Annotated in this window: 21 protein-coding genes; 4 read left to right on the forward strand and 17 right to left on the reverse strand. The window is 67.8% G+C overall.

The window, feature by feature from the left end:
- Positions 1-159 precede the first annotated feature (159 nt).
- From BM060_RS00155 to mtnA, 17 genes are all read right to left on the reverse strand, one after another.
- Positions 160-753, reverse strand: a complete 594-nt coding sequence (locus BM060_RS00155; RefSeq protein WP_074976207.1) for a hypothetical protein — start codon at positions 751-753, stop codon at positions 160-162.
- Positions 754-1,716 (reverse strand): hypothetical protein, encoded by a 963-nt coding sequence (locus BM060_RS32860; RefSeq protein WP_159458806.1) that lies wholly within the window; start codon positions 1,714-1,716, stop codon positions 754-756.
- A 55-nt stretch (positions 1,717-1,771) separates the two neighbouring features.
- Positions 1,772-2,761 carry a hypothetical protein gene (locus BM060_RS00165; RefSeq protein WP_074976209.1) on the reverse strand — a complete coding sequence of 330 codons (990 nt, stop codon included), beginning with the start codon at positions 2,759-2,761 and terminating at the stop codon, positions 1,772-1,774.
- Entirely contained in the window at positions 2,751-3,353 is a 603-nt protein-coding gene (locus BM060_RS00170; RefSeq protein ID WP_074976212.1) for a prepilin-type N-terminal cleavage/methylation domain-containing protein, read from the reverse strand. The genes BM060_RS00165 and BM060_RS00170 overlap by 11 nt, the downstream gene beginning before the upstream one ends.
- Positions 3,350-3,781 carry a PulJ/GspJ family protein gene (locus BM060_RS00175; RefSeq protein WP_083426695.1) on the reverse strand — a complete coding sequence of 144 codons (432 nt, stop codon included), beginning with the start codon at positions 3,779-3,781 and terminating at the stop codon, positions 3,350-3,352. The genes BM060_RS00170 and BM060_RS00175 overlap by 4 nt, the downstream gene beginning before the upstream one ends.
- Positions 3,778-4,191 (reverse strand): prepilin-type N-terminal cleavage/methylation domain-containing protein, encoded by a 414-nt coding sequence (locus BM060_RS00180; RefSeq protein ID WP_074976217.1) that lies wholly within the window; start codon positions 4,189-4,191, stop codon positions 3,778-3,780. Before BM060_RS00180 ends, BM060_RS00175 begins: the two co-directional genes overlap by 4 nt.
- Positions 4,160-4,645 (reverse strand): type II secretion system major pseudopilin GspG, encoded by a 486-nt coding sequence (gspG, locus tag BM060_RS00185; RefSeq protein WP_074976220.1) that lies wholly within the window; start codon positions 4,643-4,645, stop codon positions 4,160-4,162. The genes BM060_RS00180 and gspG overlap by 32 nt, the downstream gene beginning before the upstream one ends.
- A gap of 14 nt (positions 4,646-4,659) precedes the next feature.
- Positions 4,660-5,850, reverse strand: coding sequence for a type II secretion system F family protein (locus tag BM060_RS00190; protein ID WP_074976223.1), 1,191 nt, complete (start codon positions 5,848-5,850; stop codon positions 4,660-4,662).
- Between the two features lie 4 nt (positions 5,851-5,854).
- Positions 5,855-7,591, reverse strand: a complete 1,737-nt coding sequence (locus tag BM060_RS00195) for a GspE/PulE family protein (RefSeq protein ID WP_074976225.1) — start codon at positions 7,589-7,591, stop codon at positions 5,855-5,857.
- A complete protein-coding gene (locus tag BM060_RS00200) occupies positions 7,581-8,393 on the reverse strand; it encodes an ABC transporter permease (protein ID WP_074976228.1) in 813 nt (270 codons plus the stop codon). The genes BM060_RS00195 and BM060_RS00200 overlap by 11 nt, the downstream gene beginning before the upstream one ends.
- 183 nt (positions 8,394-8,576) lie before the next feature.
- Entirely contained in the window at positions 8,577-9,281 is a 705-nt protein-coding gene (gene cmk, locus BM060_RS00205) for a (d)CMP kinase (protein ID WP_009620966.1), read from the reverse strand.
- Positions 9,281-11,506: a bifunctional prephenate dehydrogenase/3-phosphoshikimate 1-carboxyvinyltransferase gene (locus BM060_RS00210; RefSeq protein WP_074976230.1), complete on the reverse strand. Its 2,226-nt coding sequence runs from the start codon at positions 11,504-11,506 to the stop codon at positions 9,281-9,283. The genes cmk and BM060_RS00210 overlap by 1 nt, the downstream gene beginning before the upstream one ends.
- Entirely contained in the window at positions 11,499-12,611 is a 1,113-nt protein-coding gene (hisC, locus tag BM060_RS00215) for a histidinol-phosphate transaminase (protein WP_074976232.1), read from the reverse strand. Before hisC ends, BM060_RS00210 begins: the two co-directional genes overlap by 8 nt.
- A gap of 88 nt (positions 12,612-12,699) precedes the next feature.
- The gene (gene pheA / locus BM060_RS00220; RefSeq protein WP_058488845.1) at positions 12,700-13,797 is read right to left on the reverse strand and encodes a prephenate dehydratase; all 1,098 of its coding nucleotides are present in this window, start codon (positions 13,795-13,797) and stop codon (positions 12,700-12,702) included.
- On the reverse strand, positions 13,797-14,882 hold the full coding sequence (gene serC, locus BM060_RS00225; RefSeq protein WP_074976775.1) for a 3-phosphoserine/phosphohydroxythreonine transaminase: 1,086 nt from the start codon (positions 14,880-14,882) through the stop codon (positions 13,797-13,799). Before serC ends, pheA begins: the two co-directional genes overlap by 1 nt.
- Positions 14,883-14,897: 15 nt before the next feature.
- A complete protein-coding gene (gyrA, locus tag BM060_RS00230) occupies positions 14,898-17,657 on the reverse strand; it encodes a DNA gyrase subunit A (protein ID WP_074976235.1) in 2,760 nt (919 codons plus the stop codon).
- Positions 17,658-17,869: 212 nt separating this feature from the next.
- A complete protein-coding gene (gene mtnA, locus BM060_RS00235; protein ID WP_043267580.1) occupies positions 17,870-18,946 on the reverse strand; it encodes an S-methyl-5-thioribose-1-phosphate isomerase in 1,077 nt (358 codons plus the stop codon).
- 157 nt (positions 18,947-19,103) lie between these two features.
- Between mtnA and BM060_RS00240 the strand changes: the two genes are divergently transcribed.
- From BM060_RS00240 to BM060_RS00255, 4 genes are all read left to right on the forward strand, one after another.
- On the forward strand, positions 19,104-20,429 hold the full coding sequence (locus BM060_RS00240; protein WP_074976238.1) for a TRZ/ATZ family hydrolase: 1,326 nt from the start codon (positions 19,104-19,106) through the stop codon (positions 20,427-20,429).
- Positions 20,430-20,545: 116 nt separating this feature from the next.
- Positions 20,546-21,244 (forward strand): bifunctional 2-polyprenyl-6-hydroxyphenol methylase/3-demethylubiquinol 3-O-methyltransferase UbiG, encoded by a 699-nt coding sequence (gene ubiG, locus BM060_RS00245; protein WP_074976240.1) that lies wholly within the window; start codon positions 20,546-20,548, stop codon positions 21,242-21,244.
- Positions 21,241-21,921 (forward strand): N-acetylmuramic acid 6-phosphate phosphatase MupP, encoded by a 681-nt coding sequence (gene mupP / locus BM060_RS00250; protein WP_135499859.1) that lies wholly within the window; start codon positions 21,241-21,243, stop codon positions 21,919-21,921. The genes ubiG and mupP overlap by 4 nt, the downstream gene beginning before the upstream one ends.
- 94 nt (positions 21,922-22,015) lie before the next feature.
- Positions 22,016-22,759: a YciK family oxidoreductase gene (locus BM060_RS00255; RefSeq protein ID WP_074976243.1), complete on the forward strand. Its 744-nt coding sequence runs from the start codon at positions 22,016-22,018 to the stop codon at positions 22,757-22,759.
- Positions 22,760-22,987 lie beyond the last annotated feature (228 nt).

A 22,987-nucleotide genomic window follows, 5' to 3' on the forward strand; every position in this document is an offset into this window, starting at 1 on the left:
TGCATTCGAAGCAAGTTGAAGGCGGGATTCTGTCATTACAGAAATGCTGCCTTTGCCGCTTTCCATGAAGGAAGTTTCCCAACCTGGGACTGCGAACGATCGGCAGCACCTGAATGGCCTGAATGTCCGTCCGAATCAGGGCCTTCCGCGCTCATCCGCTCAAGGGGGCGTTGCGTTCGGACGAAAATGGAAGGTGAGTTGCAGGTTCACCGACGGCGAGCCGCGGTCGTTCAACTCGAGGGCGTCGATGCTCACCCAGTGCTCCGCCGTTTCCAGCGCATGCAACAGGTGGCCGAAACTCTTCGGCTCGAAGCGTCCGCGCACTTGTGCCTGGACCCTGGCACCGATGCCTTCCTTGTCGAAGTCCAGAGGTGGCAACACCGAGATGCGTGCATCCTGCAAGCCGCTCTGTCTGGCCTGTGCATCCAGCCAGGCCTGTACATCGGCCCTGGCCAACGAGGGGTTCTGCGCCTGCCACAAACGCATGCGCAATGCGCTACGTACGTCTTCCGCCTGGACGGCACGGTCCGGCCAGTGCTCCTGGGCGGCCAGCGCGCGCATCTGCGCCAGGCGCCTGGCCGATTCCTCGAACGCCTGACTGCGGGCGTCGCGCCAGTCGCTGCCCAGCAACAGCAGGTGCACGACCAGCAGCGCCAGGATCATCCATCCCGCCAGGCGCAGGCGGGGCTGCTCCCGCCACTGCTCGCGCAGCCGGGACCAGTGGGGCAAAACCTCTTGCAATCGAGTGTCCATCTATTCCCCCTGCCGAATGTTCATGGCCAGTTGCAGGCCATCGCCCCTGGGCGAGGGTTCGACCCGGACATCCTGGAACCTGCCGCCTTCCTGCAGCCGCTGGACGAAGAACCGCGGATCCGCGTGATTGCTCTGGATGAGTAGTTCCAGCGTGTGTTCCCGGAAGCGCCAGCTCAGCAGGCGGCTATCCTCCGGCAGCAGCCCCGCCACGGTGCGCAGCAGTTCGACCTGCGAAGGTGCATCCTGCAAGCGCAGCAGAGCCTGGATTTCGCTCTCGGCCTGCATGGCCCGAGTACGTGCCGCCAGCACCGGCTCGACCTGCTGGGCCAGCGCGACCTGCTGCCCCGCCAGGCCGCGCTCGGCCCACCACCATTGCGCCCCCTGCGTCAGGTTGAAAGCGCTGCCCGCCAGCAGGGTGGCTGCCAGGCCATAGGGCAACCAGCGCTCCCAGTCCCGTCCTACCAGACTGGCGCCGGAGGCCCAGGGACGCTCGAGGCAGGCCGGCACCCCTTCTTCCAGCCGCTCGGGCAGGCGTACGCCGGGAACCCCTCGCACTGCCTGCCAGGCCATCGCGGACAGCGGCAGGCCATCCTGGAAGACGCTCGCCCGCAGCACGCCGGCCCGCCAGACCTGCAAGTCCACACCGTCCTGGACGCTCACCAGGCGAACACTTGGCTCTGGAGTCGCCGCCGGCGGAGCCTGCAGCAGGGTTTCCGGCAGGCAGAGGCAGCCGGACGCAGCCTGTTGCGCTTCGGCGAGCCGCTGGCGCTGCTGTTCGTCCCAGAGCCACAGCTGCACCCAGCCGTCGCGCCAGACCGCGTAGTGCCCCGGCAAGCGGAACGGAGACAGGCCGGCGAGCTTCAGGGCAAGGGCCTGGGCCCTCCCGCTGGCCGGCACATGGGACAGGTCCAGGCAGCGGTACAGGCATTGCGAACGCTCGATGACCCATTGCGTGCGGAGCATCCGCCCCAGACCATGGGGCTGGCGCCGCCACTCCAGGCAGGGCGAGCCATCCGCGTCATGGGCTTGCCACAAGCGGGGCGGAAAGCAGTCCAGGCGCCTCATGATGGATGGGCGCTGTGTCGGTGATGGGGACATTGCGCGGCAGGGACCTCCGTTGCAGAAATTGCCAGGGCGACCCTTGCAGGTCGTCGCTCTCGAATCGCAGTTGGTATTCGTAACGCGCCACGGCGTCCGCGGGGCGCAGGCGGATGAACAGGGTGGCACTGGCCAGGCGCGACCAGTTCTCCGCGGGTAATTGCTGCAGGTACATGCCCAACACGCCCTCGAGGTCGCCCACGCCCCGCAACGGCCGCTCATGGCGCGCCGCGAGCAACAGCGCCAGGCTGTCCTCCGGCAGCCGCCAGGCCAGGCGCAGGAGCTGGCCGCTGGCGGTGTTCACGTTCAGGGACGGCTCGCCGACCGTGACCAGTTCCTCCCAGCCGGCAGCCCGCAACGCGGCCTCCCAGGGGCGCCAGCTGTCGAGGACGAAGACTTCCTGCGGGGCATGCAGGCTGCGCAGCACGGCGCTACCCGGTGGGCCACGCAAATGGCCGGCAAGCTCCGCCAGCATTGGCGCTATCCTCTCCGGCGCTATCCCCAGCCCTTCCAGCAACGAGGCCAAGGCCGCCGGCGGGGCCTGTTCCAGGCCAAGACGCGATGCGCGGTCGACGAAGGCGAAGCACCAGCCGTTGGCCAGGCAGTATTCGCGGCCATCCAGGGCCAGCTCGGCCCCTACCGGCAGGACCGACATATCCATGTCGGCAAGGCTCGGAGCCGGGCTGTCGGGTGTGGTCAATCCGGCCAGGGTCAAGCGCTGGGTCGATGCCAGCCAGGTCAGCCGGCTGAGCATGGAGCGTTCCGTCATGTCGCGCAGCAACCCCTGACGCTCCTTTTCGATACCGTCCAGCGAGCGTTCGATCCAGGTCACGGCCGAGGCCACCACCAAGGTCATGATGGCGAGAAACCAGATGACGCCGACCAGCACGAAGCCACGCTCAGTCCGCATCCGCATTCACCCGTCGAAGCGGCGTCGCGACCCTGGCCAGGCGGAACAGGCGCTCCGCGGGCGCGTTCAACGCCACCGCCGCGGGAAGGCTGTCGGCCAGCACCGGCAAGGGCGGCCAGTTGTCATGCCAGGCCCCCTGCTCGTCGCGATAAAGGAAATGCGCCGGCCCCTGCAGTTCCAGCAGTGGCCAGCGGCTGGCCTGCAACCGGCGCACGTAGATCATCGCGGTCCGCTCCCGGCCCGGCTCGCCAAGCCGTTCCAGGCGAAAGGCAAAGGGCACCGGGACGCCTTCGATACGCTCGGCGCTGGCCAGGGAGACGGCTTCGAAGCTGAGCGGATCGCCGCGGAAACGAGCCGGCGCATCTCCCCTGGCCGGCGCAGCCAGCTGCGCTATCGCGTCGTCGAACCAGCCGAAGGCCAACACCCGTAGTTGCCGTGACTCGCCCTGGCGCAGGAAGCTGTCGTTGGCCCGCGAGACATAGTCCATCCCCTGCATCAACAGGGTGGTGACCATCGCCGCCAACAACAGGACCACGATGAGTTCCAGCAGGGTGAAGCCCCGCTCCCGCCCCCGCGAAATGCGCCGGCTCATGGCGCATCCCCGCCGTCCGGCAGGCGAGCCATCCGGTACCCCGCCAGTTCCAGGCTCAAGGGCAGCGGCGGCAGGTCCTCGCCGAACAAGGTCGCCTGGACACGATACAGGGCGCTGTCGAAGGGCCCGGGGTGGCCGCTGTAGCGGCTGACGACGGGGCGCGGAGCGGCGAGAAGCCGGCTCTCCCAGTCCAGCCGGTAGCTTCCAAGGGCGGCGCTGCCGCTCGGCTGGAGCATCGGGTTGAGCCCCTCGAGAAACGCCAGGCCGGTGCGGGTCGCATCGATGCGGCGCTGAACCTCGTTCATTCGCTCCAGGCTGCGGAAGCCCGTCCCCAGCCAGGCCAGCAGCGCGCTGCCCACCACAGCCAGCAGCGTCAGGGCGACCACCGCTTCCAGCAGTGTGAAACCGGCTTGCCGCCCGCGCTTCACTGGACGAACTCCGGCAGGCATTGCGGCGGAACCAGTTGCAACTGCCGAGCGACATCCCCCTGCCGCAACTCCAGCGTCCCCCCCAGGCAGACGCCATTGGCCAGGTAGATGACGGGCGCGCTTGCGCTCAGCTTCCAGCCCTGGGGCAGCTTCAGCATCTGCGGCGGCTCGACGCCAGCCGGCCCGATGAGGGTCTGCCGGGCTTCCAGCCGGGCCCGGTAGCCCAGCGTCTGCAGCTGGTTGGCGATGTCCTGCAGGTCGACACGACGACGCCAGGCCTCCTGCATGTTCAGCAGGTTGGGCATGACGACGGCGCCCACCGCGGCGACCAGGGCCAGCACCACCAGCAGTTCGAGCAGGGTGAAACCGCCGCAGCGCTCATTGCCGGGGCAGGAAGCCGATGTCCGCATTCTCCCCTTCCCCGCCAGGCTGCCCGTCGGCGCCCAGGCTGTACAGCGAGAACGGCTGTTCGGCACTGGGCGCATTGCTGTAGACGTAGGCACGGTTCCAGGGATCCAGCGGCACCCCGCCGTCCAGATAGGGGCCTTTCCAGAAGGCCTTGATCCGGTCGTCCGCAGGCGCCGCGTTGAGCAGGGCCAGCCCCTCCTGTTCGCTGGGCAGGCGGCCGATGTCCAGGCGCATGGTCATCAGCGCGCCCTTGAGCATCTTCACCTGGGTATCCGCGGTCTGCACCTTGGCCTTGTCGGCCTGGCTGAACAGGCGCGGCCCGACCAGCCCCATGAGCAGCCCGATGATCACCAGCACCACGATCATTTCCAGCAGGGTGAAGCCGCGCTCGCGTCCCGGCGCCGGCACTTTCCTGTTCCCCTCCCGGGGTCCTCTTCCCTCATGCCCGTCGCGCATCCACTCCCCCTTTTTCAGAACACAATGTCGTTGGCGCTGGTGATGGCCAGCACCACGCCGGTGATGATCACGCCGAACAGCGAGCCGATCAGCAGGATCGCCAGCGGCTCGATCAGCGCCAGGACCTTGCGCATCCGTGAGCGCCCCAGTCCCTCGTAGAGTTCGGCGAGGCTGTCGAGCATCTCGGCCAGGCGCCCGGACCTTTCGCCGACGCGCACCAGGTTGCCGCCCGTGGCGGTGATCGCCCTGCGCAGTTCCAATGCCTCGGACAGGGAAGTCCCGCCCCTTACGTCCTGGGTGACCCTTTCCAGCAGCTCGCGTTGCAGACCGATGCGCACGCCCGCGCTGGCCAGGCGCAGGGCCTCGACCAGCGCCACGCGGTTGCCCAGCAGGGTGCCGAGGACCTTGGCCCACTGGGCGATCTCCGCCTGCAACAGCCAGTCGCCGAGCAATGGCAAACGCAACAAGCCGTTGAGGAAGCGGCCGCGAACCTTCTCGCTCCTGGCCAACGGCAGCCCCAGGGCACCCAGCAGCAGGCCGGCGAGCAGCAACGGCAAGGCATTGGCCTTGCTCCAGACGCCGGTACTGAGCACTGCCCAGGCCAGCCAAGGCAGCTTGTCGGCGTGCTCCAGCAGGTTGGCGAACTTGGGTACGACGAAGACGAACATCACCATGACCGCCCCGATTCCGCTGAGCACCAGCACGCTCGGGTAGATCAGAGCGTTGCGCACTTCCTCGCGGGTGCGCCGCTCGTACTCCATCTGCGTCACGCAGTCCCGCAGCGCCGCCGCCAGGTTGCCGGTCATCTCGCCCGCCGCCACCAACTGGTAGGCGTAACGTGGCAGGGGCAAGCCGGCTTTCTCCAGCACCTGAGGGAAGGAACGCCCCTGGCGCAGACCTTCGCTCATGCTCTGCAGCGCCGCGCAGAGACGTGGATGGCTGCTCGAGCGCTCTTGGGCGGAGACTGCATCGGCCAGGGCGACGCCCGCCGCCAGCAGGGTCGCCAGCTCGTGCAGTGCCATGTTCAGTTCTTCCGCGCGCAGGCGCCGGCGCCCGGGTTGCGGCGCACGCTGGCCCGCCTCCAGGCTCAGAGGCGTCAGGCCCTGTGCCTCCAGCTGGCGAAGCGCGTCGCTGTGAGAACCAGCATCGAGGTCACCGCTGCAACGCCGGCCTTGCCGGTCCACTGCCTGGTATTCGAAGCGCATGCCGTTAACCGCTGGTGACCCGATGTACCTCGTCCAGCGAGGTCAGGCCCAGCCAGGCCTTGATGAAGCCGTCTTCGCGCATGCTGCGGAAGCCCTGGCTGGCCGCCAGCCGGCGCATCTGCTCGACGGGCGCCTGTTGCAGGATGAGCGCCTGCAGTTCGGGGCCGACGTCCACCATCTCGTAGATTCCCAGCCGCCCGTGATAGCCCGTGCCCTGGCACTGCTCGCAGCCCTTCGCGCGGAGCCAGTTCGGTGCCTGCCCGGGGTAGAGGCGCTGGATCGCCGCGTCCAGCGCGGCCTTGTCCTCTGCCGCCAGGCCGGGCTCGCAGGGCTCCGCGCAATGCAGGCACAGAGTGCGCACCAGACGCTGGGCCTGGACGCCGCGTACCGGCGAGGCGACCAGGAACGGCTCGATGCCCATGTCGATCAAGCGGGTGAAAGCGCTGAGCGAATCGTTGGTGTGCAGCGTGGAGAACACCAGGTGGCCGGTGAGGGACGACTGCACGGCGATCTCCGCCGTCTCCAGGTCGCGGATCTCGCCGATCATGATCACGTCCGGGTCCTGGCGCAGGATCGAGCGTAGGGCGGCGGCGAAGGTCAGGCCGATGTCGGCGTGGGCCTGGACCTGGGTGATGTTCGGCACCTGGTACTCGACCGGGTCCTCCACCGTGATGATCTTGCGGATGCCGTCGTTGATGGCCTCGAGCGTGCCGTAGAGGGTCGTCGACTTGCCGGAGCCGGTCGGGCCGGTGACCAGCACGATGCCGTGGGGCTCGGCGATCCAGGCGCGCATCAGGTCCAGATGGTCCGCCAGCATTCCCAGGCGGTCCAGGCGCAGACCTTCGCGGGCCTTGGGCAGCAGGCGCATCACCACCGACTCGCCATGCACCCCGGGCAGCGTGGAAACGCGGACGTCCATATCCTGCCCGCCCACTCTGGTGCTCATCCGCCCGTCCTGGGGCAGGCGCCGTTCGGCGATGTCAATGGCGGAGATCAGCTTGATCCGCGAGACCACCGCGGCGAAGCGCTCCCGCGGCAGGCTCAGCTGCGATTGCAGGACGCCATCGATGCGGAAGCGGATATGGAAATTGAATTCGCGCGGCTCGATGTGGATGTCCGAGGCGCGTTTCTCCACCGCCTGGCTCATGACGTTGTTGACCAGTTCGACGATGGGCGCCTCCTCCGCCATTTCCCGCAGCTGGCGGATGTCGTCGGAGGCGAAGCGCAGCCCATCGCGGCTCTCCTGCTGCAGGCGCTCCTTGAGCAGCTCCAGCCAGGCGTCGAGATCCTGGGAGCGGCACAGCAGCGTGCGCAATGGCTGCCCGGGATGGAAATAGCGCAGGACCTCCAGGACGAAGGACGCCATCGGGTCACGGGAAGCGACCAGCAGGCCGCCCTGGGCATCGTTCCAGACGACCACCTGTTCGGCGACGAACCATTCCACACCGATGGAGGTCGCTTCGAGGAAAGCCAGCAACTCGGCGTTGCCGGGGGACTCCAGGTCCACGCCCACCAAAGGCATGCGCAGTTGTTCGGCGAGCACTTCCAGCAGGGCCGCCTCCGAAACACCGCCCGAGCGCAGCAATAGCGCCCCAAGGCGCCCGCCGATCCTGGCCTGCAGTTCCAGCGCGCGCTCCAGCTCCTGGGCGTTGCACAGGCCGCGCTCGATGAGCATCTGCCCCAGCGGGCGGGCATCGGCAACGACCGCCGGCACGGTGTCGGCGAGCGGTTCAGAGGACATCGGCGAAACCGTCCTTCATACGCCGGAACCACAGCCAGCCCAGTACCGCCAACAGACAGGCGATGGCGGCATAACCCAGTTGGACGCCCATCGGCGGCATCGGCATGCCGAACAGGCAGGCCCTCACCGCTTCCACCGGAACGCTCAGCGGATTGAGCAACAGGTAGGGGCGCAAGGCTTCCGGCAAGGCGCTCACGGGGTAGAACACCGGGCTGAGGAACAGCAGCAATACGAGAAGAAACTGGATGAACTGGCTGGTATCGCGGAAATAGGCGCCGAACACGGCGATGATCCAGCTGAGGCCGCACACGCACAGCACGAAGGGCAGCAGGACCAACGGCAGGTAGAGGATGCTCCAGCCCAGCGGTTGCCCGAGCCAGGGCATCAGCAGGAGCAGTACGAGAAAGCCGATGACGACGTTCGACAGGGCGGACAGGGCCAGCGAAAGCGGCAGGAGTTCCAGCGGGAAGACCAGCTTCTTCACCTGGTTGCGGTGGTTGTGCATCACCGTGACCGCGCGGGACAGGCTGTCCGCCAGCATGCCGTGGAGCAGCAGCCCGGCGAAGAGCGTCAAGGCGAAGGAGGCCGTGCTTTGCTCCGTCCCCCAGCGCGACTTGAGCACCTGGCCGAAAACGAAGGTGTAGACCGCCAGCAGCAGGAAGGGCGACAGCAGCAGCCATAGCCGCCCGAACAGGGCGCCCTGGTAGCGCGCCAGGATTTCCCGCCGGGTCAGTGCGAGCAACAACTGGACCCACGCGCCCTGCGAGGAATGCAGTGCGGCGGGGACGGGACTGTCGGACAAGGGGCCTCCACGCTATTCACGGCCCGCTCGGGTCGAGCGGGCGCTATTGAACAGCGCGGAAGTTTGGCAGCCCGGGCAAGACGTCTCTAGAAGAAACGTCCTCAGCATCAAGAGGAATCATCCTCAGAAATATCTTCAAGCACGCGACGCCGAAAACTGCCGCAGCTGAAGGATTCCCAGGCCTCAGTCGGTCAGACCGAGCCTCTCGACCTCACCAAGAATGCTGTCCACCACCGCCTCGATGCTCATGCTGGTGGAGTCGACCACGATGGCGCCTTCGGCTGGTTTCAGCGGGGCTACGCTGCGCTGGCTGTCGCGTTCGTCGCGGGCGCGGATTTCCTCGGTGAGCGCGGCCATGTCGCAGTCCACGCCCTTGCCCTTGAGCTGCAGGTAGCGGCGGCGGGCGCGTTCTTCGGCCGAGGCGGTGAGGAAGATCTTCAGCGGCGCGCCGGGGAATACCACGGTGCCCATGTCGCGGCCGTCGGCCACCAGGCCCGGGGCTTCGAGGAAGGCGCGCTGGCGTTGCAGCAGAGCGTCGCGCACCGCCGGCAGCGCGGCGACCTGGGAGGCGCCGGCGCCGACCTGCTCGGTGCGGATGGTGTCGGTGACGTCTTCGCCTTCGAGGATGATGTGCTGGCCCTCGCCGCCCTTGGCGTGGGTGAACTGCACGTCCAGGTGCGCGGCCAGGACCTTGAGGGCTTCCTCGTTGGTCAGGTCGATGCCGTGGTTGCCGGCGGCGAAGGCCAGCAGGCGGTACAGCGCGCCGGAGTCGAGCAGGTTCCAGCCCAGGCGCTTGGCCAGGATGCCGGCCACGGTGCCCTTGCCGGAGCCGCTGGGGCCGTCGATGGCGACCACCGGCCAGGCCGCGGCGAAGTCGGAGGCGGCCATCAGTTGCCCTCCTCCGCCACGCGGATGCCGGCACCCGCGGCCAGGCCGAGGAAGTTCGGGAAGGAGGTGGCGACGTTGGCGCAGTCGTGGATGCGGATCGGCGCCGAGGCGCGCAACGAGGCCACGCTGAAGGACATGGCGATGCGGTGGTCGCCGTGGCTCCAGACTTCGCCGCCGCCGTAGGCGCCGCCGTCGATGATGATGCCGTCCGGGGTCGGCTCGCATTTCACGCCCAGGGCCAGCAGGCCGTCGGCCATGACCTGGATGCGGTCGGATTCCTTCACCCGCAGCTCTTCGGCGCCGCGCAGCACGGTGCGGCCTTCGGCGTTGGCGGCGGCGACGAACAGCACGGGGAATTCGTCGATGGCCAGGGGCACCAGGTCCTCGGGAATGTCGATGCCCTTCAGCTTGGCCGAGCGCACGCGCAGGTCGGCCACCGGCTCGCCGCCCACTTCACGCTGGTTCTCCAGGGTGATGTCGGCGCCCATCAGCTTGAGGATATCGATGACGCCGGTACGGGTCGGGTTGATGCCGACGTGTTCGAGGACGATCTCCGAACCTTCGGCGATGCTAGCCGCGACCAGGAAGAAGGCCGCGGAGGAGATGTCCGCCGGGACTTCGATGTTGGTGGCGCTGAGCTTGTGGCCGCTTTCGACCTTGGCGGTGCTGCCTTCCACCTCCACCGGGTAGCCGAAGCCGCGCAGCATGCGCTCGGTGTGGTCGCGGGTCGGCGCCGGCTCGGTCACCGAGGTTTCACCGGCGGCGTAGAGGCCGGCGAGCAGCAGGCAGGATTTCACCTGGGCGCTGGCCATGGGCATGTCGTAGTGCATGCCGGTCAGCTTCTGGCCGCCCTTGATGGTCAGTGGCGGACGGCCTTCAGCGGCGGTCTCGATCACCGCGCCCATTTCGCGCAGCGGCTTGGCCACGCGGTTCATCGGGCGTTTGGTCAGCGAGGCGTCGCCGGTCAGGGTGCTGTCGAACGGCTGCGCCGCCAGCAGGCCGCTGAGCAGGCGCATGGAGGTGCCGGAGTTGCCCAGGTAGATGGGGCCCGGCGCCGGCTTCAGGCCGTGCAGGCCGACGCCGTGGACGGTCACGCGGCCGTGGTGCGGGCCTTCGATGACCACGCCCATGTCGCGGAACGCCTGAATGGTGGCCAGGGCGTCCTCGCCCTCGAGGAAGCCGGCCACCTCGGTGGTGCCTTCGGCCAGGGAGCCGAGCATGATCGAGCGGTGGGAGATGGACTTGTCGCCCGGAACGCGTACGCGTCCGGACAGGCGGCCACCCGGCTGAGCCAGGTAAATCAGGTCGTTGTTGTGCATGGCGTCCACATAGGCCCGGCGGGCCAGGATTTTGCTGAAGTGTTCACGGGCGACGCGGGCGCGGGTGAACACGCCCATCAGTTGCTGCCCGTCCCCTGCATCGACGGCCTCGCGCAGGGCGTCGAGGTCGTCGCGGAAAACGTCGAGGATGCGCAGCACCGCCTTGCGGTTGGCAAGGAAGATATCGTGCCACATCGTCGGGTCGCTGCCGGCGATCCGCGTGAAGTCGCGGAAGCCGCCGGCGGCATAACGGAAGATTTCCAGATTTTCGCTGCGCTTGGCCAGCGAGTCGACCAGCGTGAAGGCCAGCAGGTGCGGCAGGTGGCTGGTGGCGGCGAGCACTTCGTCGTGGTGCTCGACTTCCATCAACTCGACGTCCGCGCCCAGCTCGCGCCACAGCGCCTCGACGCACTGGACCGCGTCCGCGTCGGCATTATCCAGCGGCGTGAGGATGACTTTATGACGGCGGAACAGTTTGCCGTTGGCCGCTTCCACCCCGCTCTGCTCGGAGCCGGCGATGGGATGGCCGGGGATGAAGCGCGCCGGCATCTCGCCGAAGGCGGCCCTGGCCGCGCGCACCACATTGCCCTTGGCGCTGCCGACGTCGGTGAGCACCGCATGGCCCAGGTCGAAGGTGGCCAGTTCGGCGAGCACCTTCTCCATGGCCAGGATGGGCACGGCGAGCTGGATCACGTCGGCGTCGCGGCAGCCTTCGCGCAGGCTCTCCTCGCAACGGTCGACCACGCCCAGCTGCACCGCCAGGCGGCGCGTCTGCGGGTCGCGGTCGACGCCGACCACTTCCTCGAACAGGCCTTTCTCGCGCAGCCCCTTGGCGAAGGAGCCGCCGATCAGGCCCAGCCCCACCACCACCAGGCGACGGAGCTTGCGTGGCGTCACCTCAGGCACGGGCGAGCACCTTGGCCAGGGCTTCGAGGAAGCGCGCGTTCTCTTCCGGCAGGCCGATGGAGATGCGCAGGTGCTGCGGCATACCGTAGCCGCCCACCGGGCGCACGATCACGCCTTCCGCCAGCAGGGCCTGGTAGACCGGGCCGGCGTCGCGCTGCAGGTCGACGGCGAGGAAGTTGCCCTTCGACGGGATCCAGGCCAGGCCCAGGGCGCGCAGGCCATCCTGCAGCTGCTGCATGCCGGCGTCGTTGATGCGCTTGCCTTCGGCCAGGTACTCAGCGTCGTCCAGAGCGGCGCAGGCGGCGGCCAGGGCCAGACTGTTGACGTTGAACGGCTGGCGCACGCGGTTGAGCACGTCGGCGATCTGCGCCGAGGAGATGGCGTAGCCGACGCGTAGCGAAGCCAGGCCGTAGGCCTTGGAGAAGGTGCGCGAGACCAGCAGGTTCGGGTAGCGGGCCAGGTAGGCCAGACCGTCGGGCAGTTCGTCGCCCTCGGCGTACTCGATGTAGGCCTCGTCCAGCACCACCAGGACGTTTTCCGGCACGCGGGAGAGGAATTGCTCCAGCGCGTCCGGACCAAACCAGGTGCCGGTGGGGTTGTTCGGGTTGGCGATGAAGACCACGCGGGTGTTGGCGTCGATGGCCGCCAGCATGGCTTCCAGGTCATGCCCCCAGTCTTTCGCCGGCACCGCCCTGCCCTCGGCGCCAACGGCCTGGGTGGAGATCGGGTAGACGGCGAAGGCGTACTGGCTGAACACGGCGTTCAGGCCCGGCGCCAGGTAGGCGCGGGCGACCAGGTCGAGGATGTCGTTGGAGCCGTTGCCGAGGGTCACCTCGGCGGTGGAAACGCCGCAGCGGGCAGCCAGCTTGCTCTTCAGCTCGAAGCCGTTGCCGTCGGGATAGCGGGTCATTTCCGCCAGTTCGCCGCGGATCGCTTCCAGCACCTTGGCGCTGGGGCCCAGCGGGTTCTCGTTGCTGGCCAGCTTGACGATCTTCGCCGGGTCCAGGTTCAGCTCGCGGGCCAGTTCGTCCACCGGCTTGCCCGGCACGTAGGGCGAGAGTTTCTGTACGCCCGGCTGGGCCAGGGCGAGGAAGTCGCAAGACATATAAAAGGCCTCAGGCTGCAGGCCCCAGGCTGCCGGCATAGACGCTCTTCACCGCCTGTAGCCTGCCGCCCGCAGCCTGTCGCCGCAGTTAAAGTACCGCTTTGGGATAGGAGCCCAGCACCTTCAGCGCCACGGCTTCGCCGTTGATCTTCTCCAGCACGTCCTTGATCAGCGGGTCCTTGTGGTGGCCGACGAAGTCGATGAAGAACACGTAGGTCCACTTGCCGCTGCGCGACGGGCGGGTCTCGATGCGCGTCAGGTCGATGCCGTTGGTGTGGAACGGCACCAGCAGCTCGTGCAGCGCGCCGGGCTTGTTGCGCATGGAGACGATGATCGAGGTCTTGTCGTCGCCGGTCGGCGGCACTTCCTGGTTGCCGATGATGAGGAAGCGCGTGGAGTTGTCCGGGCGGTCCTCGATCTTCTCGTGCAGCTTGTCCAGGCCGTACAGGCTGGCCGCCATGTCGCCGGCGATGGCCGCGCTGTTCCACTCGCTCTTCACCCGCTTGGCGGCGTCGGCGTTGCTCGGCACCGCCACGCGCTCGACGTTCGGGTAGTGCGCGTCCAGCCACTTGCGGCACTGGGCCAGGGACTGGGCGTGGGAATAGATGCGGGTGATGCTGTCGGTCTTGGTGTTCTCGCCCACCAGCAGGTGGTGGTGGATGCGCAGCTCGACCTCGCCGCAGATCACCATGTCGTGTTCGAGGAAGCTGTCGAGAGTGTGGTTGACCGCGCCCTCGGTGGAGTTTTCCACCGGCACCACGCCGAAGTTCACCGCGCCGGCGGCCACTTCGCGGAACACTTCGTCGATGGCCGCCATCGGCGTGCTGATCACCGCGTGGCCGAAGTGCTTGAGCGCCGCGGCCTGGGTGAAGGTGCCCTCGGGGCCGAGGTAGGCGACCTTGAGCGGCTGCTCCAGGGCCAGGCAGGAGGACATGATCTCGCGGAACAGCCGCGCCACTTCCTCGTTGCCCAGCGGGCCCTTGTTCAGCTCCATGATGTGCTTGAGCACCCAGGCCTCGCGCTCGGGCCGGTAGAACACCGGCTTCTCGCCCTCGGCCAGGGACTGCATCTTCACCCGCGCCACGTCGGTGGCGCAGCGGGCGCGCTCGCTGATCAGCTCGAGGATCTTCTCGTCGAGGCTGTCGATGCGTACGCGCAAAGCCTTGAGCTGGTCAGCGTCGCTCATCAGCCGTGCTCCTTCTCGAACTCGGCCATGTAGGCCACCAGGGCCTCGATGGCGTCCAGGCCCAGAGCGTTGTAGATGGAGGCGCGCATGCCGCCCACCGAGCGATGGCCCTTGAGGTTGAGCAGGCCGCGCGCATCGGCGCCGGCGAGGAAGGCCTTGTCGAGCTTCTCGTCGGCCAGGCGGAAGGGCACGTTCATCCAGGAACGGGCGCTGGGCTGGATCGGGTTGGTGTAGAAATCGCTGGCGTCGATGAAGGAGTACAGCAGGTCCTTCTTCGCGCGGTTGCGCCGCTCCATGGCCTCGACGCCACCCTGCTCCTTCAGCCACTGGAAGACCAGGCCGGAGAGGTACCAGGAATAGGTGGCCGGGGTGTTGTACATGGAGCCGTTGTCGGCGGCGACCTTGTAGTTGAGCATGGTCGGGCAGATGCTGCGGGCGCGGCCGAGCAGGTCTTCGCGGACGATGACCACCACCAGGCCGGACGGACCGATGTTCTTCTGCGCGCCGGCGTAGATCAGGCCGAACTTCGATACGTCGACCGGGCGCGAGAGGATGTCCGAGGACATGTCCACCACCAGCGGCACGTCACCCACTTCCGGAATCCAGTCGAACTCCAGGCCACCGATGGTCTCGTTGGACGCGTAGTGCAGGTAGGCTGCGTTCGGCGTCAGGTTCCACTCGTTCTGCCCGGGAATGGCGAAATAGTCGTACCTGGAGGCGCTGGCGACCACGTTGACGTTGCCGAAACGGCGCGCTTCCTCGATGGCCTTCTTCGACCAGATGCCGGTTTCCACGTAGTCGGCCACGCCGTCTTCGGGCAGCAGGTTCAGCGGAATCTCGGCGAACTGCTGGCTGGCGCCGCCCTGCAGGAACAGCACCTTGTAGTTCGACGGCACGCCCATCAGGTCGCGCAGGTCCTGCTCGGCCTTCTCGGCGATGGCCACGTAGTCGTCGCTGCGGTGGCTCATCTCCATGACCGACAGGCCCTTGCCCTGCCAGTCGAGCAGTTCTTCGCGGGCGCGCTCCAGCACCTCGGTGGGAAGCGCAGCTGGACCTGCGCAGAAGTTATAGGCTCGCTTGCTCACATCCACTCTCGCTAATCAGTCTTCGCTGGCCTGCGGCGCTTCCTCGGCCGCGGCTTCGCCTGCTTCTTGATTCTCGTCGAACGCTTCGTCGTCCACGATTTCGCCCTCGACCACGGTCGGCTCCTGCACCCGCTCCAGGCCCACCAGGGTCTCGTCGGCGGCCAGCTTGATGAGGATCACGCCCTGGGTGTTGCGGCCTGCGCCGCGGACTTCGTCGACGCGGGTACGGACCAGGGTGCCCTGGTCGGAAATCAGCATGATCTCCTCGCCGTCCAGCACCTGCACGGCGCCCACCAGCTTGCCGTTGCGCTCGTTGATGACCATGGCGATCACGCCCTGGCCACCACGGCCGCGGCGCGGGTAGTCGGCCAGCGGCGTGCGCTTGCCGTAACCGCGCTCGGAGGCGCTGAGGATCTGCGCCTCGCGGCATTCGGGGATCAGCATGGAGATGATGCGCTGGTCTTCGGCCAGACGCATGCCGCGCACGCCACGGGCGTTGCGGCCCATGATGCGCACCTTGCTTTCCTTGAAGCGGATCACCTTGCCGGCGTCGGAGAACATCATCACGTCCTTCGAGCCGTCGGTGATGGCGGCGGCGATCAGCGAGTCGCCCTCCTCCAGCTTCAGCGCGATCAGGCCGTTGGAGCGCGGCTTGGTGAACTGGATCAGCGGGGTCTTCTTCACGGTGCCCTTCATGGTGGCCATGAAGATGTACGCGCCGGTCGGCTCGTCCTGGCTGAAGTCGGCGTCGTCGCCCTCTTCGGCCTCTTCGGCTTCCACCACTTCGGCGACCTGCTCGGCGACCACGTCGTCGTCATCGCCTTCCTCGCCGGCGAACTGGGCGCGCACGGCTTCCAGGTCGATCTGCAGCATGGCGGTGATGCGTTCGCCTTCGTCCAGCGGCAGCAGGTTGACCAGCGGACGACCGCGCGCGGTGCGCGAGGCTTCCGGGATCTCGAAGGTGCGCAGCCAGTAGACCTTGCCCTTGCTGGAGAACAGCAGCAGGGTGGCGTGGCTGTTGGCCACCAGCAGGTGCTCGATGTAGTCCTCGTCCTTCACCCCGCTCGCCGACTTGCCCTTGCCGCCGCGGCGCTGGGCCTCGTAGGCGGCCAGCGGCTGCGACTTGGCGTAGCCGCCGTGGGAGATGGTCACCACGCGCTCTTCCTCGGTGATGAGGTCGGCGATGGTCAGGTCCACCTGGGAGGCGACGATCTCGGTGCGGCGGGCGTCGCCGAACTCGGCCTTGACCTTCTCCAGCTCCTCGCGGATGACTTCCATCAGGCGCTGCGGGTTGGTCAGGATACGGATCAGCTCGCCGATCAGGGTGAGGATTTCCTGATATTCGGACAGGAGCTTCTCGTGCTCCAGGCCGGTCAGGCGGTGCAGGCGCAGTTCCAGGATGGCCTGGGCCTGCTCCGGCGACAGGTAGTACTTGCCCTCGCGCAGGCCGTACTGCGGGTCCAGGTCTTCCGGACGGCAGGCATCGGCGCCGGCGCGCTCGACCATGGCTTCCACCGCGCTGGATTCCCAGGCGGTGGCGATCAGGCGTTCCTTGGCCTCGGCCGGGGTCGGCGAGGTCTTGATCAGCTCGATCACCGGGTCGATGTTCGACAGCGCGACCGCCTGGCCTTCGAGGATGTGGCCGCGCTCGCGGGCCTTGCGCAGCTCGTAGACGGTCCGCCGGGTCACCACTTCGCGGCGGTGGCGGATGAAGACTTCGAGCATGTCCTTGAGGTTCAGCGTGCGCGGCTGGCCGTCGACCAGGGCCACCACGTTGATGCCGAACACGCTCTGCAGCTGGGTCTGGGCGTAGAGGTTGTTCAGCACCACCTCGCCGACTTCGCCGCGGCGCAGCTCGATGACCACGCGCATGCCGTCCTTGTCGGACTCGTCGCGCAGTTCGGTGATGCCTTCGATCTTCTTCTCTTTCACCAGCTCGGCGATCTTCTCGATCAGCCGCGCCTTGTTCAGCTGGTAGGGCAGCTCGGTGATGATGATCTGCTGGCGGTTGCCGCCCTTCTCCATGTCCTCGATATCGGCGCGGGCACGGATGTAGATGCGCCCGCGGCCGGTACGGTAGGCCTCGATGATGCCGGCGCGGCCGTTGATGATGCCGGCGGTCGGGAAGTCGGGACCGGGGATGTACTGCATCAGGTCGTCGACGGACAGCTCGGGGTTGTCCATCAGCGCCAGGCAGCCGTCGATCACCTCGCCCAGGTTGTGCGGCGGGATGTTGGTGGCCATGCCCACGGCGATGCCGCTGGAGCCGTTGACCAGCAGGTTGGGGATCTTGGTCGGCATGACCGCCGGGATCTGCTCGGTGCCGTCGTAGTTGGGCACCCAGTCGACGGTTTCCTTGTCCAGGTCCGCCAGCAGCTCGTGGGCCAGCTTGGCCATGCGCACTTCGGTGTAGCGCATGGCCGCGGCGTTGTCGCCGTCCACCGAACCGAAGTTGCCCTGGCCGTCCACCAGCATGTAGCGCAGCGAGAAGGGCTGGGCCATGCGCACGATGGTGTCGTACACCGCGGTGTCGCCGTGTGGGTGGTATTTACCGATCACGTCGCCGACCACACGGGCGGATTTCTTGTAGGGCTTGTTCCAGTCGTTGCCCAGTTCGCTCATGGCGTACAGGACGCGGCGGTGCACGGGCTTGAGGCCATCGCGTGCATCGGGCAGGGCACGACCGACGATCACGCTCATGGCGTAATCGAGGTAGGACTGTCGGAGTTCGTCTTCGATGTTGACCGGGAGGATTTCTTTGGCCAGTTCGCCCATGAGAAGCCTGGTTCCTTTTGCAGATGGAACTCCGCCTCGCCCGTCCCGAGCCCGGCGGAGTGCGACAGCGCTATCAGAACGCCATCGACTCACAACAAATCAACGACTTAGGTCAATGATCCGCGCAATCGACGGGGCCCTGAAAAGGCCCCACTGAGAACCGTCGGAGCTTACCACAAGCCCGGGGGAACACCTATCCCCGCCGGGCGCCCTCAATGCAGGCGCTTGCGGCTCATCAACTGGGCCATGCGCTCGGTGTCCGGACGCTCGACGACGCCGCGCTCGGTCACGATGGCATCGATCAGGTCGGCCGGGGTCACGTCGAACACCGGATTGTAGGCATCCACCTCGGCGGCTATCCGCTTGCCGCCGATTTCCAGGAGTTCGCGGCCGTTGCGCTCTTCGATGGGGATGTCCTCGCCGCTTTCCAGGTTCATGTCGATGGTCGAGCTGGGCGCCACCACCATGAAGCGCACGCCGTGGTGCATGGCGTTGATCGCCAGCTGGTAGGTGCCGATCTTGTTCGCCACGTCGCCGTTGGCGGTGATGCGGTCGGCGCCGACGATGACCCAGGTGATGCTCTGGGTCTTCATCAGGTGCGCCGCCGCGGCGTCGACATTCAGGGTGACCGGCACGCCCTCGTTGGCCAGCTCCCAGGCGGTCAGGCGCGCGCCCTGCAGCCAGGGGCGCGTCTCATCGGCGTAGATGCGCTCGACCAGGCCCTCCAGGTGCGCCGCTCGGATCACCCCCAGGGCGGTGCCGAAGCCGCCGGTGGCCAGGGCGCCGGTATTGCAGTGGGTGAGGATCTTCTGCGGGCCGGAGTGCTGCTTGCGGATCAGCTCGACGCCGAGCTGGGCCATGGTCAGGTTGGCCTCGCGGTCGCTCTCGTGGATGGCGATGGCTTCGGCTTCCAGCACCTGCAGCGGGTCGTCGCCCGGCTTCAGGCGTTCGAGGCGCTCGCGCATGCGGTTCAGCGCCCAGAACAGGTTGACCGCCGTGGGCCGCGATTCGGCCAGCACGCGGAAGTCGTCCTCCAGGGCCTCGCGCCAGGCGCCGCCGTTGTTCAGGCGGGCCTGCAGGCCCAGCACCAGGCCGTAGGCCGCGGCGATGCCGATGGCCGGGGCGCCGCGCACCACCATCTGTCGGATGGCCTCGGCGACGCCGGCGGCGCTGTCGTAGCTCAGCCAGGTTTCCTCCAGCGGCAGCAGGCGCTGGTCGAGCAGACGAAGGGTGCCCTTGCGCCAATCAATGGCCGTGACCCGCTCGGCCGCCAACAGTCGCTCACGCATGGAACACCTCGTCTTCTAATCAGGTCCGGGCGCGCCGGGCGGCGCGCCGATATCGAGCCCGGCCAGGGCCGGGAAAACCCGCGAGTATAACGAGCCGCAGGCCAAGGCGCTCGGGTATACTGCCGACCACCCGTTCCCGCGCCGCAGGAAGCGCCCCATGCCCGACGCCAAAGCCCCTCTCGACCTGCTTCTGCTGCCGACCTGGATAGTCCCGGTGGAGCCCGCCGGCGTGGTCCTGCGCGACCATGCACTGGGCATCCGCGACGGCCGCATCGCCCTGCTCGCCCCGCGCGCCGAGGCCCTGCGCCAGCCGGCGGCGGAAACCCGAGAGCTGCCGGGCATGCTGCTCGCCCCGGGCCTGGTCAACGCCCACGGCCACGCCGCCATGAGCCTGTTCCGCGGCCTGGCCGACGACCTGCCGCTGATGACCTGGCTGCAGGAGCACATCTGGCCGGCCGAGGCGAAATGGGTGGACGAGGACTTCGTGCGCACCGGCAGCGAACTGGCCATCGCCGAGCAGATCAAGGGCGGCATCAGCTGCTTCTCGGACATGTACTTCCACCCGCGGGTGACCTGCGAGGCGGTCCACGACAGCGGCATCCGCGCCCAGGTCTGCGTGCCGGTGCTGGACTTCCCCATGCCCGGCGCCCGCGACGCCCAGGAGGCGATCCGCCAGGGCGTGGCGCTGCACGACGACCTCAAGCACCACCCGCGCATCCGCGTGGCCTTCGGCCCGCACGCGCCCTACACGGTCGGCGATGACAAGCTGGAGAACGTGCTGATGCTGGCCGAGGAACTCGACGCCGGCATCCAGATGCACGTCCACGAGACCGCCTTCGAGGTCCAGCAGGCCCTGGAGAAGAGCGCCGAGCGCCCGCTGGCCCGGCTGCATCGCCTGGGCCTGCTGGGGCCGCGCTTCCAGGCCGTGCACATGACCCAGGTGAGCGACGAGGACCTGGAGCTGCTGGTGGAAACCAACAGCTCGGTGATCCACTGCCCGGAATCCAACCTCAAGCTGGCCAGCGGCTTCTGCCCGGTGGAGCGCCTGTGGCAGGCCGGGGTCAACGTCGCCATAGGCACCGACGGCGCGGCCAGCAACAACGACCTCGACCTGCTCGGCGAAACCCGCACCGCCGCCCTGCTGGCCAAGGCAGTGGCCGGCCAGGCCACTGCCCTGGATGCCCACCGCGCACTGCGCATGGCCACCCTGAACGGCGCCCGCGCCCTGGGCCTGGAGCAGGAGATCGGCTCGCTGGAGCTGGGCAAGTCCGCGGATCTGGTGGCCTTCGACCTTTCCGGGCTGGCCCAGCAGCCGGTCTACGAGCCGGTCTCGCAACTGATCTACGCCACCGGCCGCGACTGCGTGCGCCACCTGTGGGTCAGCGGCAAGCAGCTGCTGGACGCCGGCCGCCTGACGCGCCTGGACGAGGGCCGCCTGGCCGCCGAGGTCGGCGCCTGGGGCCGGCGCATCGCCGGCGCCTGAACACTGCCGGGCGCGGCTGCGACAATCTGTCCTGCCGCGCCCATCCGCCGCGCGAAGCTGGCATCATAGTCGGCCTGCGCGCCACGATTTCCCATGATTTGCAACGAAGGTACGCCATGAGCAACGTCGACCACGCCGAGATCGCCAAATTCGAGGCACTGGCCCATCGCTGGTGGGACCGCGAGAGCGAGTTCAAGCCGCTGCACGACATCAACCCGCTGCGCGTCAACTGGATCGACGAACGCGCCAGCCTGGCCGGCAAGAAGGTGCTGGACGTCGGCTGCGGCGGCGGCATCCTCAGCGAGGCCATGGCCCAGCGCGGCGCCAGCGTCCTGGGCATCGACATGGGCGAGGCGCCGCTGGCGGTGGCCCAGTTGCACCAGCTGGAATCCGGCGTGCCGGTGGAATACCGGCGCATCACCGCCGAACAGCTGGCCGAGGAAATGCCCGGCCAGTTCGACGTGGTCACCTGCCTGGAGATGCTCGAGCACGTGCCCGACCCGGCCTCGGTGATCCGCGCCTGCCACAAGATGGTCAAGCCCGGCGGCCAGGTGTTCTTCTCCACCATCAACCGCAACCCCAAGGCCTACCTGTTCGCCATCGTCGGCGCCGAGTACGTCATGCGCCTGCTGCCGCGCGGCACCCACGACTTCAAGAAGTTCATCCGCCCCTCCGAGCTGGGCGCCTGGTCGCGCGATGCGGGTCTTGCGGTCAAGGACATCATCGGCCTGACCTACAACCCGCTGACCAAGCACTACAAGCTGGCCGACGACGTCGACGTCAACTACATGATCCAGACCCTGCGCGAGGAATGACGGCGATGCAGCTCAGAGCGGTTCTCTTCGACATGGACGGCACCCTGCTGGACACCGCGCCGGACTTCATCGCCGTGTGCCAGGCCATGCTCGCCGCCCACGGCCGCCCACCGATCGACGCCCAGCGCATCGCCGACGTGGTCTCCGGCGGCGCCCGCGCCATGGTCGCCGCGACCTTCGACATGGACCCGGAAGCCGACGGCTTCGAGACGCTGCGCCAGGAATTCCTCGACCGCTACCAGGACCACTGCGCGGTCTACAGCCGCCTGTACGACGGCATGCCGGAGCTGCTGGAAAGCATCGAGCGGGCCAACCTCATCTGGGGCGTGGTGACCAACAAGCCGGTGCGCTTCGCCGAACCGATCATGCAGCAGCTGGGCCTGGCCGAGCGCTCGGCGGTGCTGGTCTGCCCGGACCACGTGACCAACAGCAAGCCCGACCCGGAGCCGCTGCTGCTGGCCTGCAGCCAGTTGGGCATCGACCCGGCGCAGGTGCTGTTCATCGGCGACGACCTGCGCGACATCGAGTCCGGCCGCGCCGCCGGCACCAAGACCGCGGCGGTGCGCTACGGCTACATCCACCCCGAGGACAACCCCGCGCACTGGGGTGCCGACGTGATCGTCGACCATCCGCGCGACCTGCTGGCGGTGCTCGACCGCGCCCTCTGTAGCTGCTAGAGCAGCAGCCCCAAGCAACAAGCTGCAAGCCTCAAGCTCAAGCCGCTCTTTGTCGCTTGCAGCTTGAAGCTTGCCGCTCGCCGAAGGAGATTCCATGTTCCAATATTCCGCCCGCCCCGACCTGCTCAAGGACCGGGTGATCCTGGTCACCGGCGCCGGCCGCGGCATCGGCGCCGCCGCCGCGCGGGCCTATGCCGCCCACGGCGCAACCGTGCTGCTGCTGGGCAAGAGCGAAGAAAACCTCAACCAGACCTACGATCAGATCGAGGCCGCCGGCCACCCGCAGCCGGTGGTCATCCCCTTCAACCTGGAAACCGCCCAGCCGCACCAGTACGACGAGCTGGCGGCGACCATCGAGAAGGAATGCGGCAAGCTCGACGGCCTGCTGCACAACGCCTCCATCCTCGGCCTGCGCTCGCCCATCGAGCAGATCTCCGGGGAAAACTTCATGCGCGTCATGCAGGTCAACGTCAACGCCGTGTTCATGCTGACCCACGCCATGCTGCCACTGCTCAAGCTGGCCAGCGACGCCTCGGTGATCTTCACCTCCAGCGGCGTCGGGCGTAAGGGCCGCGCCTACTGGGGCGCCTACGCGGTGTCCAAGTTCGCCACCGAGGGCCTGATGCAGGTGATGGCCGACGAGTGCGACGGCACCAACGCCGTCCGCGCCAACAGCGTCAACCCCGGCGCTACCCGCACCAGCATGCGCGCCATGGCCTACCCCGGCGAGAACCCGGCGAACAACCCGGCGCCCGACGAGATCATGCCGGTCTACCTGTACCTCATGGGCCCGGACAGCATCGGCGTCAACGGCCAGGCGTTCGACGCCCAGGCCTGACCGGCACGGGGCGGCGCGATAGCCGCCCCGCCGGTTTTCCGGCTACGCCCGGGGAAAGCGCCTACGGCCACCCCGGAAAATTCGCCATCATTTTGACATCCCACCCTCCGGGGCACTCCCAGCCTACGGAACCAAGCCCGCGCCAGACGGTCCCTTGAGCCGTCAGAACAGAACTTTTCGCGGGTTGGCACGAAAATAGCTCAGCCCTCACTGTCGCCGTTTTGCGCC

The organism is Pseudomonas citronellolis (assembly GCF_900112375.1).
In the GTDB taxonomy this organism is placed as follows: Bacteria; Pseudomonadota; Gammaproteobacteria; order Pseudomonadales; family Pseudomonadaceae; genus Pseudomonas; species Pseudomonas citronellolis.

What these genes read in the sequence shown, in the direction of transcription:
- BM060_RS00195 (WP_074976225.1), bottom strand. Translation starts at nt 7,591, where the DNA reads ATGTCCTCTGAACCGCTCGCCGACACCGTGCCGGCGGTCGTTGCCGAT.
- pheA (WP_058488845.1), bottom strand. Translation starts at nt 13,797, where the DNA reads ATGAGCGACGCTGACCAGCTCAAGGCTTTGCGCGTACGCATCGACAGC.
- cmk (WP_009620966.1), bottom strand. Translation starts at nt 9,281, where the DNA reads ATGGCCGCCTCCGACTTCGCCGCGGCCTGGCCGGTGGTCGCCATCGAC.
- BM060_RS00165 (WP_074976209.1), bottom strand. Translation starts at nt 2,761, where the DNA reads ATGCGGACTGAGCGTGGCTTCGTGCTGGTCGGCGTCATCTGGTTTCTC.
- BM060_RS00155 (WP_074976207.1), bottom strand. Translation starts at nt 753, where the DNA reads ATGGACACTCGATTGCAAGAGGTTTTGCCCCACTGGTCCCGGCTGCGC.
- BM060_RS32860 (WP_159458806.1), bottom strand. Translation starts at nt 1,716, where the DNA reads ATGCTCCGCACGCAATGGGTCATCGAGCGTTCGCAATGCCTGTACCGC.
- BM060_RS00190 (WP_074976223.1), bottom strand. Translation starts at nt 5,850, where the DNA reads ATGCGCTTCGAATACCAGGCAGTGGACCGGCAAGGCCGGCGTTGCAGC.
- ubiG (WP_074976240.1), top strand. Translation starts at nt 20,546, where the DNA reads ATGAGCAACGTCGACCACGCCGAGATCGCCAAATTCGAGGCACTGGCC.
- mupP (WP_135499859.1), top strand. Translation starts at nt 21,241, where the DNA reads ATGACGGCGATGCAGCTCAGAGCGGTTCTCTTCGACATGGACGGCACC.
- hisC (WP_074976232.1), bottom strand. Translation starts at nt 12,611, where the DNA reads ATGTCTTGCGACTTCCTCGCCCTGGCCCAGCCGGGCGTACAGAAACTC.
- BM060_RS00180 (WP_074976217.1), bottom strand. Translation starts at nt 4,191, where the DNA reads ATGCGGACATCGGCTTCCTGCCCCGGCAATGAGCGCTGCGGCGGTTTC.
- gspG (WP_074976220.1), bottom strand. Translation starts at nt 4,645, where the DNA reads ATGCGCGACGGGCATGAGGGAAGAGGACCCCGGGAGGGGAACAGGAAA.
- BM060_RS00255 (WP_074976243.1), top strand. Translation starts at nt 22,016, where the DNA reads ATGTTCCAATATTCCGCCCGCCCCGACCTGCTCAAGGACCGGGTGATC.
- BM060_RS00240 (WP_074976238.1), top strand. Translation starts at nt 19,104, where the DNA reads ATGCCCGACGCCAAAGCCCCTCTCGACCTGCTTCTGCTGCCGACCTGG.
- BM060_RS00170 (WP_074976212.1), bottom strand. Translation starts at nt 3,353, where the DNA reads ATGAGCCGGCGCATTTCGCGGGGGCGGGAGCGGGGCTTCACCCTGCTG.
- gyrA (WP_074976235.1), bottom strand. Translation starts at nt 17,657, where the DNA reads ATGGGCGAACTGGCCAAAGAAATCCTCCCGGTCAACATCGAAGACGAA.
- mtnA (WP_043267580.1), bottom strand. Translation starts at nt 18,946, where the DNA reads ATGCGTGAGCGACTGTTGGCGGCCGAGCGGGTCACGGCCATTGATTGG.